11 protein-coding genes are annotated in these 17,419 nt (G+C 40.9%); 5 read left to right on the top strand and 6 right to left on the bottom strand.

Annotated features, from left to right (window positions below):
- The first annotated feature begins 32 nt into the window (after positions 1-32).
- Both FK178_RS09885 and FK178_RS09880 read left to right on the top strand, forming a co-directional pair.
- Positions 33-1,985, top strand: coding sequence for a M1 family metallopeptidase (locus FK178_RS09885; RefSeq protein ID WP_146834280.1), 1,953 nt, complete (start codon positions 33-35; stop codon positions 1,983-1,985).
- Positions 1,986-2,111: 126 nt separating this feature from the next.
- Positions 2,112-3,635, top strand: coding sequence for a carboxypeptidase-like regulatory domain-containing protein (locus FK178_RS09880; RefSeq protein WP_146834277.1), 1,524 nt, complete (start codon positions 2,112-2,114; stop codon positions 3,633-3,635).
- 57 nt (positions 3,636-3,692) lie between these two features.
- Here the strand turns inward: FK178_RS09880 and FK178_RS09875 are convergent, their stop codons facing one another.
- Positions 3,693-5,135, bottom strand: coding sequence for a TonB-dependent receptor (locus tag FK178_RS09875; protein ID WP_146834275.1), 1,443 nt, complete (start codon positions 5,133-5,135; stop codon positions 3,693-3,695).
- A gap of 194 nt (positions 5,136-5,329) precedes the next feature.
- Entirely contained in the window at positions 5,330-6,871 is a 1,542-nt protein-coding gene (locus FK178_RS09870; protein WP_146834273.1) for a SulP family inorganic anion transporter, read from the bottom strand.
- Between the two features lie 283 nt (positions 6,872-7,154).
- Here FK178_RS09870 and era point away from each other — a divergent pair, with 283 nt between their 5' ends.
- The gene (gene era / locus FK178_RS09865; protein WP_146834270.1) at positions 7,155-8,036 is read left to right on the top strand and encodes a GTPase Era; all 882 of its coding nucleotides are present in this window, start codon (positions 7,155-7,157) and stop codon (positions 8,034-8,036) included.
- 347 nt (positions 8,037-8,383) lie between these two features.
- Here era and FK178_RS09855 read toward each other — a convergent pair whose 3' ends face one another.
- Positions 8,384-9,898 carry a GH3 auxin-responsive promoter family protein gene (locus FK178_RS09855; RefSeq protein WP_146834267.1) on the bottom strand — a complete coding sequence of 505 codons (1,515 nt, stop codon included), beginning with the start codon at positions 9,896-9,898 and terminating at the stop codon, positions 8,384-8,386.
- A gap of 120 nt (positions 9,899-10,018) precedes the next feature.
- Here FK178_RS09855 and FK178_RS09850 point away from each other — a divergent pair, with 120 nt between their 5' ends.
- Positions 10,019-10,813, top strand: coding sequence for a DUF2797 domain-containing protein (locus tag FK178_RS09850; RefSeq protein WP_146834264.1), 795 nt, complete (start codon positions 10,019-10,021; stop codon positions 10,811-10,813).
- A gap of 57 nt (positions 10,814-10,870) precedes the next feature.
- Here the strand turns inward: FK178_RS09850 and FK178_RS09845 are convergent, their stop codons facing one another.
- Positions 10,871-13,543 (bottom strand): AsmA family protein, encoded by a 2,673-nt coding sequence (locus FK178_RS09845; RefSeq protein WP_146834261.1) that lies wholly within the window; start codon positions 13,541-13,543, stop codon positions 10,871-10,873.
- Between the two features lie 7 nt (positions 13,544-13,550).
- On the bottom strand, positions 13,551-14,288 hold the full coding sequence (locus tag FK178_RS09840; protein WP_146834258.1) for a queuosine precursor transporter: 738 nt from the start codon (positions 14,286-14,288) through the stop codon (positions 13,551-13,553).
- Positions 14,289-14,394: 106 nt separating this feature from the next.
- Here FK178_RS09840 and folK point away from each other — a divergent pair, with 106 nt between their 5' ends.
- Entirely contained in the window at positions 14,395-15,531 is a 1,137-nt protein-coding gene (gene folK / locus FK178_RS09835) for a 2-amino-4-hydroxy-6-hydroxymethyldihydropteridine diphosphokinase (RefSeq protein WP_146834255.1), read from the top strand.
- Between the two features lie 53 nt (positions 15,532-15,584).
- On the opposite strand, the gene FK178_RS09830 is transcribed toward folK, so the two are convergent.
- Positions 15,585-17,222 carry a right-handed parallel beta-helix repeat-containing protein gene (locus FK178_RS09830; RefSeq protein WP_146834252.1) on the bottom strand — a complete coding sequence of 546 codons (1,638 nt, stop codon included), beginning with the start codon at positions 17,220-17,222 and terminating at the stop codon, positions 15,585-15,587.
- Positions 17,223-17,419: the final 197 nt, after the last annotated feature.

Genomic DNA, 17,419 nt, shown 5'->3' with positions numbered 1-17,419 from the left:
TAATTAAATTAGCAAAAATTAATTAGTACACTATGAATTATTTTTCCAGGATCTCTGTGGGTCTGGTGGGGGCAATTATGTATGTTCTGCCTTCCAACGCGCAGGAAGTAATCACCAACAATCAAGAAGATTTTAACCCTTTTACATACCGGCAGGGCAATAATTTTAGATCGGCATCGGGGAAGCCCGGCCCCGAATACTGGCAAAATGCTGCCGACTATGTAATTGAAGCCAGCCTTAATGATGTTGAGCACACTATTACCGGAAAGATCACCCTAACCTATACTAATAATAGTCCTGAAGATCTGGAATTTATCTGGATGTATCTGGAGCAAAACCGTTTTAAACCAGATTCCCGTGGCTACCTTACCACCCCAATTCAGGGTAACCGCTATAACGGAGATGTTGAAGGTGGTTATGAGATCACAGGGTTGGTAGCAAAAGTAGATCGCAGCACTTCTACCAAACATTTAATTGAGGATACCAGGATGCAGGTTTTCTTTGAACAACCTGTGAAGGCAAAAGGTGGAAAAGCTACGGTATCCATGAATTTCAAATATAAGATCCCTGTGGAAGGAATGGACAGGATGGGGCGTCTTGATGTAAATGACGGTGCCATTTATGCCATGGCACAGTGGTTCCCGCAGGTGGCTGTTTTTGATGATGTGGTTGGTTGGAATGTAGAACCCTATCTGGGAGCAGGAGAGTTTTATTATGATTACGGCACTTTTGATTATAAGATCACCGTGCCTTATAACCATATAGTGGTTGGGTCCGGGGAATTGCAAAACCCCGGTGAAGTGCTTTCTCCAACAGTGAAACAACGCATGGACCAGGCTTCCAAAAGTGACGCTACGGTATATCTTATTAAGCCGGAAGAAGTGGGCAATCCCTCTCTTTTCGCTAAAAAGAGCGGCACCCAGACCTGGCATTTTAAAATTGAAAATTCACGTGATGTAGCATTCTCTTCCTCTAAAGCTTTTATCTGGGATGCGGCGCGAATAAATTTACCAAGTGGTAAAAAAACAATGGCACAATCTGCTTATCCACGGGAAAGCGATGGAATTGATGCCTGGACGCGCTCTACAGAGTATTCCAAGGCTTCCATAGAACATTATTCTGAAAAATGGTTTGAATACCCCTGGCCGGTTGCGATAAATGTGGCGGCAGATATTGGAGGTATGGAATATCCCGGGCTTAACTTCTGCAGCTGGAAAAGCAAAGGAGCAGCTTTATGGGGAGTAACAGATCACGAATTTGGCCATAACTGGTTTCCTATGATCGTGGGTACCAACGAAAGAAGATATGCCTGGATGGATGAGGGTTTTAATACTTTCATCAATCATTACAGTACCCTTGCTTTTAACAATGGCGAATACCCGTCAAGATTAAACCGCACGAGGAATATGACGGGGTGGTTTACAAACCCAAACAGGGAAGGAATTGATACCTATCCAGATGTTGCCAATTTACAGAACCTGGGGATGATCGCTTATTATAAGCCTGCTATTGGATTATTCCTTCTTAGGGAATATATACTGGGGGAAGAGCGTTTTGACAATGCGTTTCGTTCCTATATAAAAACATGGGCATACAAGCACCCGCAGCCCAATGATTTCTTTAATCATATGGAAAATGTGGCCGGGGAAAACCTGGATTGGTTCTGGAAAGGATGGTTTTACGGAACAGGCAATATAGACCTTGCCATAGAAAATGTAGAGGAATTTCAGGGAGATTTTGTGATAAGTGTATCAAACGCGGGCGATATTCCTATGCCGGTGGTAATGAAGGTTACTTATAAGGATGGCAGCGATGAGGAGGTACGTTTACCGGTTGAAATATGGCAAAGAGGCGATACCTGGAAGCATTTATTAAGAACAGACAAGGTAGTTCAAAGTGTTACAATTGATCCTGAAAAAGTCTTGCCAGATGTTAATGCAACAAACGATACCTGGCCGGTGCAGGGGCGCGAAGGCAGCAAATAAAATTAATTCACTTTAAATTGAAATCCCGGTTCGAAAGAGGCGGGATTTTTTTGTGATCATGCTTCAATATTGCATTTTGTATGTAACATATTTCACGAATACACGTCTTAAGATAAACAAAAGATCATGCGTTCGTTTTTAACCATATTCTTCATCGCCCTTATATTTTCATCTGGGGTTTTCGCACAGGAAACCACAGCGCTGGTATTGGATTCCCAATCCAAACAAGCAGTACCTTTTGCTACCGTTCAATACGGTCCTCATAGTGGGGTAATTACAAATGAAGAAGGAAAATTTTCCATTGGGTCCTCACTTTCAGATAAGGATTCCCTTAGTATCTCCTCCCTGGGTTATTTTCCATATAAACTGACGGTAAAGGATCTTAAAGCTTTGAAAGAGCAGGTGATCTACATTAAACCGGCCAATATTGAATTAAAAGATGTTTTTCTTACCAACAAAAATTTAAGCGGGAAACAAATTGTGGAGCGGGTTAAGCAAAGGGTAAATTCCAACTACAATTTTGACTTAAGCCATAAAAAGATCTTTTACAGGGAATCTAATGTAAATAATATAAGAAGGTTTGATCTTATTGTTGATAAGAGCACTTTCCCGGAAATTAACCAGGATTTGATGACTAATATTTCCAGAAAGGTGCCTAAAATGTCTGATAGTTATAAGGAGGTGTTGGGAGATCTCTACGGAAATTATGCCTCTCAAAAGCTGCAGGTAATTAAGGCTGCCAATCTTCATAATCCGCAAAGTACCGCGGGCCTTACTGAATTAACCGATAAACTGGAACGCATCCTGCGGGAGAATGTGAAGAATAATTCTTTTCTGAAGATCAAGACCGGTATTCTGGGAGTAAAGGTTGATGCCAAGGAGTTGGAAAAGGAAATGAAAGAAGAGAAGAAAGAGGTTGTAAAAACCGATGAGCAAAAAGAAAAGGACAAGCAACAAAGGCTTAAATATTTACAGAGTTCTGCTCAAACAAATATTCAGGGATTATTGAAAAGTGTGTTCTGGAATGAGGATATAAGCCTTGATGTATTTGAGAAACAGAACAAATATAATTTTGAGGTAGAAGGCTATACCCAAATGGACAATTCTATTGTTTATATTATTGCATTTAAGCCAAAAAGGGGAGCCAATTTTCAGGGAAAAATGTATGTGAATACGGCAGATTTTGGGGTTCACCGTCTTGATTATCAAAATTTAAAACCACTTAAAAAATTCAGGTTACTTGGTATAAGCACGGCAAGCGATGTTTACAGGGGTAAGATGATATTTACCCGGGCAGAGAACGGAAAATATGATATAAGTTACCTGGAGCGTGAAAAAGGCGAGAGTTTTGGGATAGACCGTCCTTTGACCATAATTGAAAAAAATAAGTTTGTGGCGGGGCGCAGAAAACAAAATGAGCTGGATATGGAGATAAAGATCAATGCGGGACAGGTCACCAAACATCAATTGGTGGTGTATGAAACCCAACAGGTAGATGAAGCCCAGTATAAAGCCCGGAAGACCTCAGAGCCTTTTGAATACAAAACCTTTAAACTTTATAATCCCGACTTCTGGAGTGGGTATAATATTATTGAACCCAATGCTGCGATTCGTGCTTTTACTGCGGCAGAGGAAGAAAAGGTCTTTTAATAAATTATCCCGATCCTGCGTGGGCAGGGCCGGGATAAAATTTATAACAGATATTTTTTAACTGTGGGCCGGTTCTTTCATGAACATATGCTTTTTCTTGATCATAGCAGTAGTTGTTTCCGGCAACATATTTTCCCATCCCGGAATTCCTTCCTGGATCATCCTGTAAACTTCCCTAGAGTAAATATCCAGTACTTCAGGATCATAATCTGTAATATCTACCACCCTGCCATTGTCTTTAAAGAATTTATAAAGCTCCTTCATACGTGGATGAACCTTCAGGTTGTCACTGGTTGTGATCTCCCCGGTTTCCGGATTTTTAAGGGGGTAGAGGTAGATCTTAAGGTCCCGGAAAAATAATTTTCCGAAGGCTTCAAGAATTCCCCCGCTTAGATGGCGATAATATTTTTCATCAAAGATCTCAATAAATGTGTTTACTCCCATAGTTAAACCCATTCGCTCCTTGGTATGTACAGAGAAGTATTCAACCACTTTATAATATTCCTGAAAATTGGAGATCATTACGGTTTGTCCCAAGGAACACAGCAAGTCTGCGCGGGCAAGGAAATCCCGCTCATCGATTTCACCTTCGGCTCTTAAATTGGAGAGGGTCATTTCAAAGATCACCATGGTTTTCTCTTTTTCGACCTTTTTTTCCTTCAGAAATAATTCCAGGGATTTTTCATACATACTCATATTGACCTTGGTAACCGGCCTGAAACTTCCCCGAAGTGTTAAAATGTTCTTTTTATAAAGAATACTGGCCGGGAGAACCATGTTTCCATCTGGAGCAAACATTACAGCCTGGGTCATATCATTCTTTACCAGTTGTAAACTTATAAGACGGTTATCTACATGTTCAAAAAGTGGCCCTGAAAAGTTGATGAGATCAATCTCAATTTTATCCTTACTTATGCTGTCATAGAGACTTTTAATAAGAACTTTTGGATTATCATAGTTATAAAAAGCGCCGTAAATAAGATTTACCCCCATAATTCCCAGGGTAATCTGTTGCAGTGCGGCATTGGTTTCATGAAACTGAACGTGGATGATAATCTCGCTGTATTCCTGCCTGGGTTCGGCCTGAAAGCGTATCCCCAGCCAGCCATGGCCTTTGTATTTCTTGGCAAAATCAATAGTTGCCACCGTGTTTGCATAGCTGAAGAAAAGTTTATTTGGATGTTTGTCCCTCGAAATACGCTTTTCTATAAGGTCTGTTTCATAGCTAAGCATAGCTTTTAGCCGCGCCTCGGTTACATAACGTCCCTGTGGCTCGAGGCCATAGATGGCATCGCTGAAGTCCTTATCATAAGCACTAATAGTTTTAGCTATGGTGCCTGAAGCTCCCCCTGCCCTGAAGAAATTTCGTACAGTTTCCTGTCCTGCGCCAATTTCGGCAAAGGTGCCGTATATGTTTTCGTTAAGATTTACTCTTAAGGCTTTGTTTTTTACCGATAAATGGAGTTGAAGTTCCTTATCTCCTATTATTGAATTAGGCATAAGTAATTTTTTTTGATTAGGAAGTACTAATTTAAGGAATTTAAAACCTACAGGAGTTAAATGAAAGGTTAGAAGTTGGTTAAAACTGATTACAATCATTAATCAGCCCTAAGTAAAATGGTGTTAGTTGTTGAAACTATGTTGAATTAAAAAGGCCGGAACCCGGCCTTTTTAGTTGCTTTAAATTTTTCATTCTAGAAGCGGTCTACTACTACTTTATAGGTTGGATCTTCCAGTATATTTACATCTATGATAGCCTCTGCATTGCTAAGAAGTTTCCGGCAATCTGTGCTCAGATGTCTTAAATGAAGCTTTTTTCCCTGTTTGTGATATCTCTCAGTTAATCTGTTTACAGCTTCAATTCCGCTCATGTCCACGATCCGGCTTTCAGAAAAATCTATTATCACCTTCTCTGGATCTCCCAGCACATCAAATTTATCATTAAAAGCCTGGACAGAACCAAAGAAAAGAGGACCATAAATCTCATAATGCTTTACCCCAAGATCATCCATGCGCTTCCTGGCCCGTATCATTTTAGCATTATCCCATGCGAATACAAGGGCAGAAATTATTACCCCTACCAATACCGCCAGCGCAAGATTGTGTAAAAATACGGTGACCAGGGTAACCAGTACCATTACCAAAACGTCGCTTTTAGGCATACGCCTGAACGTTCTTAGGCTGGCCCATTCAAAAGTTCCAATTGCAACCATGATCATTACCCCTGTCAAAGCTGCCATAGGAAGTAATTCTATAATATCTGCCCCAAACATTATGAACATAAGCAAGCTTATTGAGGCCACAATTCCAGATAATCTTGCACGTGCTCCAGAGGATACGTTGATCAAACTTTGGCCAATCATGGCGCACCCGCCCATGCCCGAGAAAAATCCTGACATTATATTCGCGGTTCCCTGGGCAACACATTCCTTATTACTGCGTCCCCGGGTTTCGGTAATTTCATCTACAATATTAAGGGTAAGCAAACTCTCTATTAATCCAACCCCTGCCACTATTGCCGCATATGGGAGCACCACCATAAATGTTTCAAGATTTACGGGGATCATGGGAATATGAAAAGGAGGGAAACCCCCATTGATCGAGGCGATATCCCCTACAGTCCTGGTATCGATTCCCAGAAATACCACTAATCCGAATATAGCAAGTATAGCTGCAAGAGATGCCGGTACCACTTTAGTGATCTTGGGTAAACCCCATATTATCAAAATTGTTAACAGTACGAGCCCTAATAGGATATAAAGAGAATTCCCCGTCATCCACACCATTTCTCCGGCTTCATTCACAAATTTAAACTGGTCCAGTTGGGACATAAAAATTATTATGGCCAATCCGTTTACGAATCCAAAGATCACCGATTGTGGAACCAGACGTATCAATTTTCCCAATCTTAAAACACCGGCAATTATTTGAAAAATTCCTGCCAGGATCACGGCTGCAAAGACATATTCCACGCCGTGAGAGAGCGCAAGTGCTACTATAACAACAGCTACTGCCCCTGTAGCTCCGGAGATCATTCCTGGGCGGCCACCAAGTATTGAAGTAACCAATCCCATTACAAAGGCGGCATATAGACCCGTTAAAGGGGAAAGACCGGCAATCATGGCAAAAGCAACAGCCTCCGGCACCAGGGCAAGGGCTACGGTCAAACCGGCTAAAACCTCTGTTTTGTAATTTACTTTCTGCTGGAAATCAAATAAATTAAAGATATTTTTCATGCGATGCGTATTTAAAAAAATAATATAAGTTAAGAAGTATGTGCTTCCTGTAAGAAATTATAAAGGGAATGGAACGGTGCAGACAGTGATTTGTCTAGGGCGGAGTAACCGGAGAGGAAAATATGTGATATTTCTGCTTCATAGGAGCCTGCAAAAGTATGGTTTATTATTAAAAATCACCCCTTATTTAAAAATGGTCTTTCCCAATTCCCTAAATTCTTATTTGTTCTTTAAAATTTAGGAAGCCCTTTCTAAATAAAATATCTTTGTAAAAATTTTTATCATGGCGCACAAGGCAGGTTTTGTAAATATTATAGGAAATCCAAATGTTGGTAAATCAACTTTGATGAATGCCTTTGTAGGCGAGAAACTATCAATAATTACTTCTAAAGCCCAGACCACAAGGCACAGGATCCTGGGTATTGTGAATGGAGAAGATTTTCAGGTTATCTTAAGCGATACCCCGGGAATTATTAAACCCGCCTATGACCTGCAACAATCTATGATGGACTTTGTGAAATCGGCCTTTGAAGATGCCGATATCCTCATTTATATGGTTGAAATAGGCGAGAGGGAACTGAAGGATGAGGCCTTTTTTAACAAGATAGTACATTCAAAGATCCCGGTGCTTTTATTGCTGAATAAAATTGATACCTCCAACCAGGAACAACTGGAGGAACAAGTTGCCTTGTGGACAGAGAAAGTTCCCAATGCAGAGATCTATCCAATTTCGGCATTACAGGGATTTAATGTAGCCGAAGTTTTTAACAGAGTGGTAGAATTGCTGCCCGAATCTCCCGCTTTTTATCCTAAGGATACGCTTACAGATAAACCTGAACGGTTCTTTGTAAATGAGATCATACGTGAGAAGATCCTGATGCATTACAAAAAGGAAATCCCTTACAGTGTAGAGATCGACACCGAAGAATTTTTTGAAGAGGAGCTTATAATAAGGATGCGAAGTGTGATCATGGTAGAGCGGGAAACCCAGAAAGGAATTATTATTGGCCATAAAGGAGCAGCTTTAAAAAGAGTAGGAGTAGAGGCGCGTAAAGACCTTGAAAAATTCTTCGGAAAACAGGTGCACCTGGAACTTTATGTAAAGGTTAATAAGAACTGGCGTAATGATGCGAGGCAGTTAAAGCGTTTTGGGTATAATAATTAGGGAATAGGGAATCGGAGCTAAGAGTTAAAAGTTAGGAGTTAGGAGTTCCAGGTTCGAAATTCCAGGTTTAAAGTTCAAGGTACAAGGTTCAAAGTTTAAAGTTCAAGGTTCACGCATAACTTACAATCTGCCTGCCGAAGGCAGGGCAATAACTCACAACCCACAACCCACAACCCCAACCCACAACCGATAACTTACAACTAACACCTTCGCCCCGACTTTCCATTCTCCACTTTCCACTTTCCACTTTTTTAACCCACAACCCACAACCCACAACCTACAACCGACAACCGACAACTGGCAACTTTCAAACTGTCCACTGTCCTCTCTTCTCTTCCATTCTATTTTCAACTTCCCATTCCCAGCAACTCCTCCACATACTCCCGGGAGTTGGAGAGCCGTGGTATCTTATGCTGTCCTCCAAGTTTATCATTCTTCTTTAGCCAGTCATAAAATAGTCCTTGTCTCGCCTGATGTACCCTGGGCATGTTCAGGGTCATATTATTATAGCGCTTGGCCTCATAATCACTGTTGATCTCCTGTAATGCGAGGTCAAGTTGCCTGGTAAAAATTTCAAGGTCTTTTGGGGCGGTTTTAAATTCAATGATCCATTCATGGGCACCCTTTTCCCTGCCTTCCATAAAAACAGGTGCTACGGTATAGTCTACAATTTCGCTATTTGTTACCAGGGATGCTTTTTTAAGGGCACTTTCGGCATTTTCAATAATAAGCTCTTCGCCAAATACATTAATATGATGTTTTGTGCGGCCGGAAACCTTGATCCTATAAGGTTTGGTGGAGGTAAATCGCACCGTATCTCCAATCCTGTATCTCCACAAGCCTGCATTGGTAGTAATAATGATCGCATAGTTTACCCCGGTTTCCACTTCAGCTAAAGGAATAATTTTTTGTTCCGGACTGTTGTAGGTATCCATAGGGATAAACTCATAAAAGATTCCGTAATCCAGCATAAGCAGCATTTCCTTTGAGTCATTCCGGTCCTGGCAGGCAAAAAATCCTTCAGAAGCATTATAGATCTCGTAAAATCTAAAATCATCCTTGGGCAGGATCTTTTGGTATTGAGGGGCATAAGGGTCAAAGCTCACCCCGCCGTGAAAATAAACCTCCAGGCTGGGCCATACCTCAAATAAATTTTGCTTTTCTGTTGTTTCAAGAACATTGTTCAACAACACCAGCATCCAGGAGGGTACACCTGCAAGACTGGTAACTTTTTCCTTCCTGGTCTCATTCACTATGGCCTGCATCTTAAACTCCCAGTCATGCATTAATGAGACCTCATTGCTTGGCGTGCTGCTGTATTCTGCCCAAAAAGGCATATTGTCTATTAATATTGCTGAAAGGTCTCCGTAAGAGGTGCCATTGTTCTTATAGATCTCCTTACTACCTCCAAGCCTTAAACTTTTTCCCGTAAACAACTGCGATTGCGGATTGTTATTCAAATACATACACAACAGGTCCTTACCCGCCGCGTAGTGACATGACTCCAGGGAATCATCACTTACCGGAATAAATTTACTTTTGGCATTGGTGGTCCCGCTGGATTTTGCAAACCATTTTATTGGTGTTGGCCAGTAAATATTACTTTCTCCCTGCCTGCTTCGCTCTATACTATGTGTATAATCCTCATAATCCTGCACGGGTACTCTTTCAGCAAAGGTTTTGTAATTCCTTATTCCCGCAAAATCATATTTTTTTCCAATTTCGGTATGTTTTGCCTTTGAGATAAGATTTCGTAAGAGTTCAAATTGTACTTCCTGGGGATATTTTATAAATAACTCCATTTGGTGTATACGCTTCTTTAAAAACCAGGATGCAATGGAGTTTACTAATGGGATTGGCATTTTTTCTTTTTATATTTAAACGCTAATAATTAGCTTGAGAAGCTCAGTATAATTCGGCTAAATTTAAAATTATTCCCGAACCTCGCAAGCTTAGAACTTATTAAAATTAAGCATTAAATTATGAAGTATGAAGGTGTGCTTACCAAAATGAGAACAGAACTAACCAGTACGGTTGAATATTATCTCATTTTTGAATCAGATTTTATCAATGTAAATCAGCTCCTGAATAAAAGGATAAGTTTCAATTTCCTGAGATTCCAGTGTTTGCATTGTGGTCTTCAGAAGAAAATATTTGCCCAGGGTTATTGTTATACCTGTTTTAGTACACTGCCCCAGGCGGGCGAGTGGATAAGAAGCCCCGAGCGCAGCACCGCCCATCTTGATATTGAGGACAGGGACCTGGAATTTGAGAAGGAGGCCCAATTGCAGCCACACATTGTATATCTTGCCAATTCCAGCGATGTGAAAGTAGGGGTAACCCGAAAAACGCAAATACCAACCAGGTGGATAGACCAGGGGGCTCATGAGGCGATTGAGATAGTGGAAGTACCCAACAGATATCTCGCGGGTATCACCGAGGTTGCCCTAAAAAGCCATGTTTCAGATAAAACTAACTGGCGAAAAATGCTAACCAATGAGGTGAAGGACCTTAATCTTGAAGAGGAAAGGGAAAAACTTAAGCAATACATTCCAGCCGAAGCTATGGAATATTACCTGGAAAATAATAAGGAGACAGAGATCCATTTTCCGGTGCTGCAGTTCCCGAAAAAGGTTAAAACCCTCAACCTTTTTAAACAGCCTTTTTATGAAGGGGTCTTAAAAGGTATAAAAGGGCAATACCTCATTTTTGAAGATGGCACGGCTTTTAATGTTCGTAGCCATGAGGGTTACGTTGTGGAATTGGGAGTTTTGTAAAAAAATAAACCCAACGGGTTAATGACCGGTGGGGTTTATAAAATTTCTAAAACTTATTTAATTCTGCTTTGTAGTATCCACAGGTTTTTTCTTGCCTCCCAGAATTCCGCCCAGTATAGAACGGGCCGCATCCTGCACCTGTTTTTCATTAGGTTTGGTAATGGGGGGTGTTTTTATACTGTCCTTCACGCCTGTGGTATCTGCAGGAGTGGTTTGTCCAGATCTTGGAACTCCTTTGGTTAAAATATCCCTTATGGCATCTACCCCTTTTTGCTCCAGGTTGGCTTTTTGTTTTTCAACGATCTTTTGAGTGAGACTGCTTACTGCCTGTTCCATATTTATATTGATCTGCGGGTTTTGAAACTGTCCCCTCAAACCTATTGGCAAAGCCACTACCATACTCTCTATATCTTCCCCGCTTAATTTCCCAAGCGCACTTCCAACCTGGCTTCCCAGCATTTTTGCAGGTACATCCATGGTGAGGTTGTAATTCATATTCATATCAAACCCGTGACTTCCGGCCACATTTACATTTATACCTTTTACATTAAAATTAAAGGGCTGCACCTCCACATTTCCCTGGTTGAATTTCAAATAGCCTTTTAGATTGGAAAGATTGATATCTTTTAGATTTAGAAAACCAAGTTGCTCGTCCAGCCTGGAGAAAAGTGCGAGTTGTTCCGGCTGCAACTCGGCCGTAAGCAATTGGCCCAATGCATCTCCCACCAGCGTATTTAACTGGGGGGTAAGGTCATCATTTAAATTACCCTGCAGGCTAATGGCCGATTGTAATTTTCCTTCCAGGGCTTTGGCTATAGGCGCCAACCCCTGTAACATTTCCAGCCCGTTGAAAGATTGAGCTATGTCTAAGGAATTAAGGTTAAGCTTCATGTTGAAGGTAGGAACGGCGCCTTTGGTAGTTACACTTCCATCCAGGGCTACAGTTCCTCCAAATATATTTGCAGAAATACCCTGAAGCGTAGCTGTTTCATCCCGCAGCAGGAGTTTCCCCCTTGCATTGTTTAGAACAAGGTCATCATAAAGCACCCGGTTGGCGGTAAAATTAAGTTCCACATCCAGGAAGGATGGAATTTTAACGGCTTCTTTCCCGGTGGTAACTGTTTTAAGTTGCTCGTTTGGAGAATCAGCATTTGTGGGGACTTTAGTGGTTTCAGCAACCATAAAGTCATTCACCGAAAAATTTCCTGAATTCACCTGGAAGTTTCCTTTCAGTTTTTGATCTGTAAAAAGAAAACCTATTAGGTTCTGAATGTTTCCGGCAGCACGTATGTCTGTTTGTCCCGTGGTTAAATTAAGGTCCGGTACCTGTACATTGCCCTGGTTAAAATTAAAGCTGGCATTTGCCACCTTCACCTCATTGGGAATTTCGGGGGAGCTGTAGCTAAAATCCCGTATGCTTGCGGTCCCACTGCTGTTTACATTTTGATATTGTTCTTTTTCAATAGAAGCCATATCAAAACTGGTAACAACATCTGCAGTTAAGACCCCGTTGAGGTCCTGTTGCAATTCCAGCGGATAGGCCTTTTCAAGATTTGCCAGGTTAATTGTTCCCTTGAGAGCCATATCTACCAGCATATTTCCCGTGAGGTTGCGTACCTTCCCGTTGGTAGCAAAAACATCCTGATCTATCCTGAAGGTTACCTTATCAAAGGTAAGATACGTATCATCTGCAAGTCCTGTAGCGTTCAATACCCGCAGGTCCAGATTAATATCCTGCACGCTCTTTGGCAGGTCGGGATATTTAAAGGAAGCGTTGCTGGATGTTATTCTTATATCCATTTGTGGGATATAGGTATCATCTACTATCCCTTTAATCATTCCGTTAACTATAAAGTCTCCATTGGTTTGTACATTTTCAATGTTCCTGGCATACACTTCAGGTATTACCGCCAGGAAATTCTTAAAATCTGAAGATGGGGTCTTAAAACTTAAGTCCAGTTCATTATAATCTTCATTTACCTGTACCCAGCCTTCAAAAGTAAGCGGTAGCTGGTTGATGGTTGCCTGGTTTTCAAGAAAGGTATAACGCAGGTTCTCCAGGTCCATTTGTATTATGGCATCAAGGGCTACTTTGTTTCGGTTTAAATAGTTAACTCCGTCATAGTTCAAGGTGACAAGGGAAGTGGTGGTTGTTTCCAGCTCAGATTCTGCGAGGGAAAAATCCCCGGTTCCCTGATGGTTCAGGTCTTCCAGATACATAGCCATTTTTGCACCTTCATCATTATACCTCAACCTGGAATTATTGATCTCATAGTGCTTCAGGTCCAGCCTGAAGGGAATGGATGAGGTGTCAACCAACGTACTGTCCTTAATGGCAATATCGTAATTATTATTACCCAGCGAATCTACCAGGATATTTACGTATGCATTGTTAATCCTTAATTCATCAATTTTTTTGGGCTTTTCGCTACCCTTAAAAAGCTCTTTAATAGACATTTCCAGCAAAAGTTCTTCCCCTATGGCAAGGGTGTCCCCTTCAAAAGGAGCATGATTTATAATGCTCACGTCACTAAGCACCAGGGTTGCCTGGGGAAAATTCCTGAAAAGTGAAAGATCCAGATCGCTGAACTCCACAGTGGCATTTACATTTTTATTTACGGTTTTTTTCACCATATCCTTAAGTTGCGATTCAAAAACAAAAGGTGCTGCCACAAGAAGGATCACAAAGACCAGCACTACAATACCAATAATTTTTAATGCTTTTTTCATTTCACTTTTATTTAATTCCGGAGGTTTCCCTCACAGCATAATAATATTTTTCAAAATTTAATTCGGAAGCCGGTTCCAGGCCAAACCTTTTTCGCAACCAGAAGACTGCGAGATATAAAAAAGGTGTGTCACAGGCCGCTACCAACACCTTGAACAGGAAGCCGCTTAAAAGTAACGGCCAAAAAAGCGCCCACTCAATTTTGTTAAAGGTACAAAGCAAAAATAAGACCGAAAAAGTGTCGGCAAATTGTGATAAAAAAGTTGAAAAATTATTCCGAAGCCATAAATGTTTGCCTTTGGTAAGCTTTTTCCAAAAGTGGAAAAGTTGAATGTCTATATACTGGGCGAGGATATAAGCAGTCATAGATGCAAATACTGCCACCCCGGTTGCCCCAAAAACCTTATTAAAGAGCGGGTCACTTATTGGCGACCACGAGGTTGCGGGAACAAAATCTGCAGTAGAAATAATTAAAAGGGAAAACAGGGAGGCAAAAATTCCTGCCGTAACAACCTGATTGGCTTTTTGTTTTCCATAAATCTCGCTTATTATATCTGTAATAAGAAAAGTAATGGGATAGGGCAATATTCCTACCGAGATCTCAAAAGTATACCATCCAAAAAAATCCCAGTAAAAAAATTTTTGAAAGATAAGATTGGATACCACCAGGGAGGCTATGAACAAGGCACCCAGAATAATATAAATTCGTTGGGCCAGCAACAGGTCTTTTAAGGTGTGGTCTTTCAAATTATTTTTATAAACTCTTACTAACAAAGTTAAGTTTATGTTAGTTTGTTTTGTTTAATTTGCTGTGAAAATTAATGATTCCCCGGCAAAACATTTCTTAATTATCTTGAAATCTCCAAAAACATTTTACATAGCTCTGGGTAGTAATGAGGGCAACCGGCTGGAGCTGTTGCAAACCGCCGTTGATACCATTTACCGGGAAATAGGAGATATAACAGCAGTTTCAAATGTTTATGAAACCCCCGCCTGGGGCTTTGAGGGGAATGCATTTTTAAACGCGTGTATTGCTGTAAGCAGCAGGTTCTCTCCCCAGAAGGTCCTGCACCAAATATTAAAGATAGAAACATCTTTAGGCCGGTCCAGAAGTGCTACAAAAACATATCAAAACCGTAGCATAGACCTTGATATTATATTAATGGAAGGTGAGGTAATTGCTGCGGAAAACCTGCAGGTGCCCCACCCTGAAATGCAGAACAGGAAATTTGTATTATATCCCCTTGCCGATATAGCCCCAGCCGAAATTCACCCTGTAATGGATCTAAGTATCGCTCAACTTTTAAAAAATACGCCAGATAGCAGCAGGATCGATGAATTTGCAGGAAAACTATTGCGGCCGGGAAAAAAATTTAGTTTTACAAACTGCCAGTACATCGCTATTGAGGGAAATATAGGTGCGGGAAAAACCAGCCTTTCCACAATGATCTCCCAGGATTTCAACGCCAAACTTATTCTTGAACGCTTTAAGGACAATCCTTTTTTGCCCAAGTTCTATGAGGATAAATACAGGTATGCGTTTCCGCTGGAAATGTCTTTCCTGGCGGACAGGTATCAGCAACTTTCTGATGATCTCGCGCAGTACGACCTTTTTAAGGACTTTGTGGTTTCAGATTATGATGTGTTTAAGTCCCTGATCTTTGCCAAGATTACCCTGCAGGAGGATGAATATGCTTTGTATGACAAACTCTTCCGAATAATGTATAAGGAGCTGGTAAAGCCAGATCTCTATATCTACCTCTACCAGAATACAGAACGCCTGCTTGAAAATATTAAGAAGCGGGGTAGGGATTATGAGCAGAACATCCAGCCGGAGTATCTAATGGAGATCAATAAAAGCTACCTCGCATTTATCAAATCCCAGAAAGATATGAAGGTGCGCATAATTGAAATCTCCAATATGGATTTTGTGAATAACCGAAGGGATTACCTAAGTCTGCTGGAAGAAATTGATACGGAACTGTCATGAAAAAATGACAAAAGTTCCCCTTTGTCATTTTTCCGACTAATTCAACTTATTATTTAAAGTTCGTGAGCTCCAATATCCTGCTGAGAATTTTTTACAGGAGCATTGCCGTAATAATCCCTCTCGCCAATACCGCCGTCCAGATTTATTCCCATGTCTTTCGCGGGAGAACCTGCAGCGAGTTTATAGGAAGACAGGCCTGTAAGGTCTTTGCCATGCCCAATAATGGTTCCCGCACCCGGGGAATTTAAATTAGGATCTCCCTGAAATCCTGTATTAAGGGTATTAAGCTTTTCATTACCGGTATTCCTAAAGCTTTCCAGAGAAGCATAGGAGGTCCCATGGTAAGCAATATTAAAATTATCCGGGCTATAGTAAAGATTCCCTTTAAAACTTGCCGAATATCCGCTGGGAACACTTACCAGATCTGCCCCGTTCAAGGCATATAAAATATTATTGTTAAACTGGATGTTCCCTTTAATAAGTTTCCATTGCAGCAGTTTTATAGCGGCTGAACTGCGGTTGCCAGCCTGTTCGCTGATGTAAAAAGTATTGTTATAGACAAAGATATTATCCATATTCTGGGCCCCATTAAATAAATAAACACTGCCTCCATTGGTGGCCGCATCATTCTCGCTAATGTTATATCTCACAATGATATTGTTCATGGCCCTTGCACCGGTAAACTGCCCTACAAGATATCCAGCTCCGTCATTATCGTGGGAATAATTATACTGCATAATGCCATTGGTTACCCCGCCATCAAGGTCAAACCCGCCACCGTCACAACCCGTACCGGAGCTAATATTGTATGCTTCGTTATGTTGAATGGTCACCTGGTCTGCATCCCAGTACCAGATTCCTACTGGGCCACCACAATTGGTATTCCCTTTTCCACAGTCATATACAGTACTATATTCAATAACCGACTTTTGGACATCGCTAATTACGATCCCGTTACCTGAATGACTTTTTTTACTGTATCCTGGGATGTTATAAACTTCACAGTTTCTAACCGTTATATTAGAATGTGCATAACCGGTTTTTGTAGAAGAAAATGCCCCATAGGAGGATATCCCCACATCCAGGATGTCATGGACCTTATTATTTTCAATAAGTACATTGCTGAAACCTGAATTGCCGTTATAAGCCCCAATAACGATCCCAAAATTCCGGAAACCGAATACTTCGGTATTAGTGATATCTACACGGTTTAGTTTCACATTTCCGGGAAGGTCGTTGTAGAAATTTATTCCCGAAGCATTATTGGAATACATCCCGCTACCCGAAAATATGAGGTTATCAATGATTATTCCCGCGGTATTGTAAACATAGATCCCATCTTTGTCCCCCGCTTTAATGGTCGCTCTCCCTGTGCCATATGAAGTTACTTTTATGGGGTTGGAAGCATCATTTCCATCACCTACCGTAAAATACAGGTTTCCTGCAAAAGATTTCCCGCCTTCAAAGAGGATCTTGCTCCCGGGTTGAAAATCCATTTGATTTACCTTATCTATTGTTTTCCAGGCATCATCAGGAGAATTTCCGCTGTTGGAATCATTCCCGTCCGGGCTTATATAATAAGTGTTTTTCGCTTCATGGATCATTTCCTCAAGTTCTCCCTGCATTTCTGGGGTACATGAGGTTATAAAGAGTAGTGTAAACAGACTTAGCCAGGAGTAGATTTGCTTCATAGTATCTTTTTCATTGCTTATTAAATTCAGACAAACCGGTTTTTAACTATAACCATTTGGTAACCTGTTATTTAATGGAACAAATAAAAGGGTAAATCCGATAAAAAGCAAATAAAATCGATGAACTACATCATTTTTCCTAATTATTTCTAAAATCGCCTATTTTACAGGTGTTTGAGATACTTAAATTGAGAGGC

It is taken from the genome of Antarcticibacterium arcticum (assembly GCF_007993795.1).
Taxonomy (GTDB): domain Bacteria; phylum Bacteroidota; class Bacteroidia; order Flavobacteriales; family Flavobacteriaceae; genus Gillisia; species Gillisia arctica.
Note: the sequence above shows the minus strand (reverse complement) of the source record. Positions and strands in the feature narration are given on the sequence as shown.

Excerpts from the sequence above, each read along its gene's own strand:
- FK178_RS09885 (WP_146834280.1), top strand. The coding sequence starts at position 33 with ATGAATTATTTTTCCAGGATCTCTGTGGGTCTGGTGGGGGCAATTATG.
- FK178_RS09880 (WP_146834277.1), top strand. The coding sequence starts at position 2,112 with ATGCGTTCGTTTTTAACCATATTCTTCATCGCCCTTATATTTTCATCT.
- FK178_RS09875 (WP_146834275.1), bottom strand. The coding sequence starts at position 5,135 with ATGCCTAATTCAATAATAGGAGATAAGGAACTTCAACTCCATTTATCG.
- FK178_RS09870 (WP_146834273.1), bottom strand. The coding sequence starts at position 6,871 with ATGAAAAATATCTTTAATTTATTTGATTTCCAGCAGAAAGTAAATTAC.
- era (WP_146834270.1), top strand. The coding sequence starts at position 7,155 with ATGGCGCACAAGGCAGGTTTTGTAAATATTATAGGAAATCCAAATGTT.
- FK178_RS09855 (WP_146834267.1), bottom strand. The coding sequence starts at position 9,898 with ATGCCAATCCCATTAGTAAACTCCATTGCATCCTGGTTTTTAAAGAAG.
- FK178_RS09850 (WP_146834264.1), top strand. The coding sequence starts at position 10,019 with ATGAAGTATGAAGGTGTGCTTACCAAAATGAGAACAGAACTAACCAGT.
- FK178_RS09845 (WP_146834261.1), bottom strand. The coding sequence starts at position 13,543 with ATGAAAAAAGCATTAAAAATTATTGGTATTGTAGTGCTGGTCTTTGTG.
- FK178_RS09830 (WP_146834252.1), bottom strand. The coding sequence starts at position 17,222 with ATGAAGCAAATCTACTCCTGGCTAAGTCTGTTTACACTACTCTTTATA.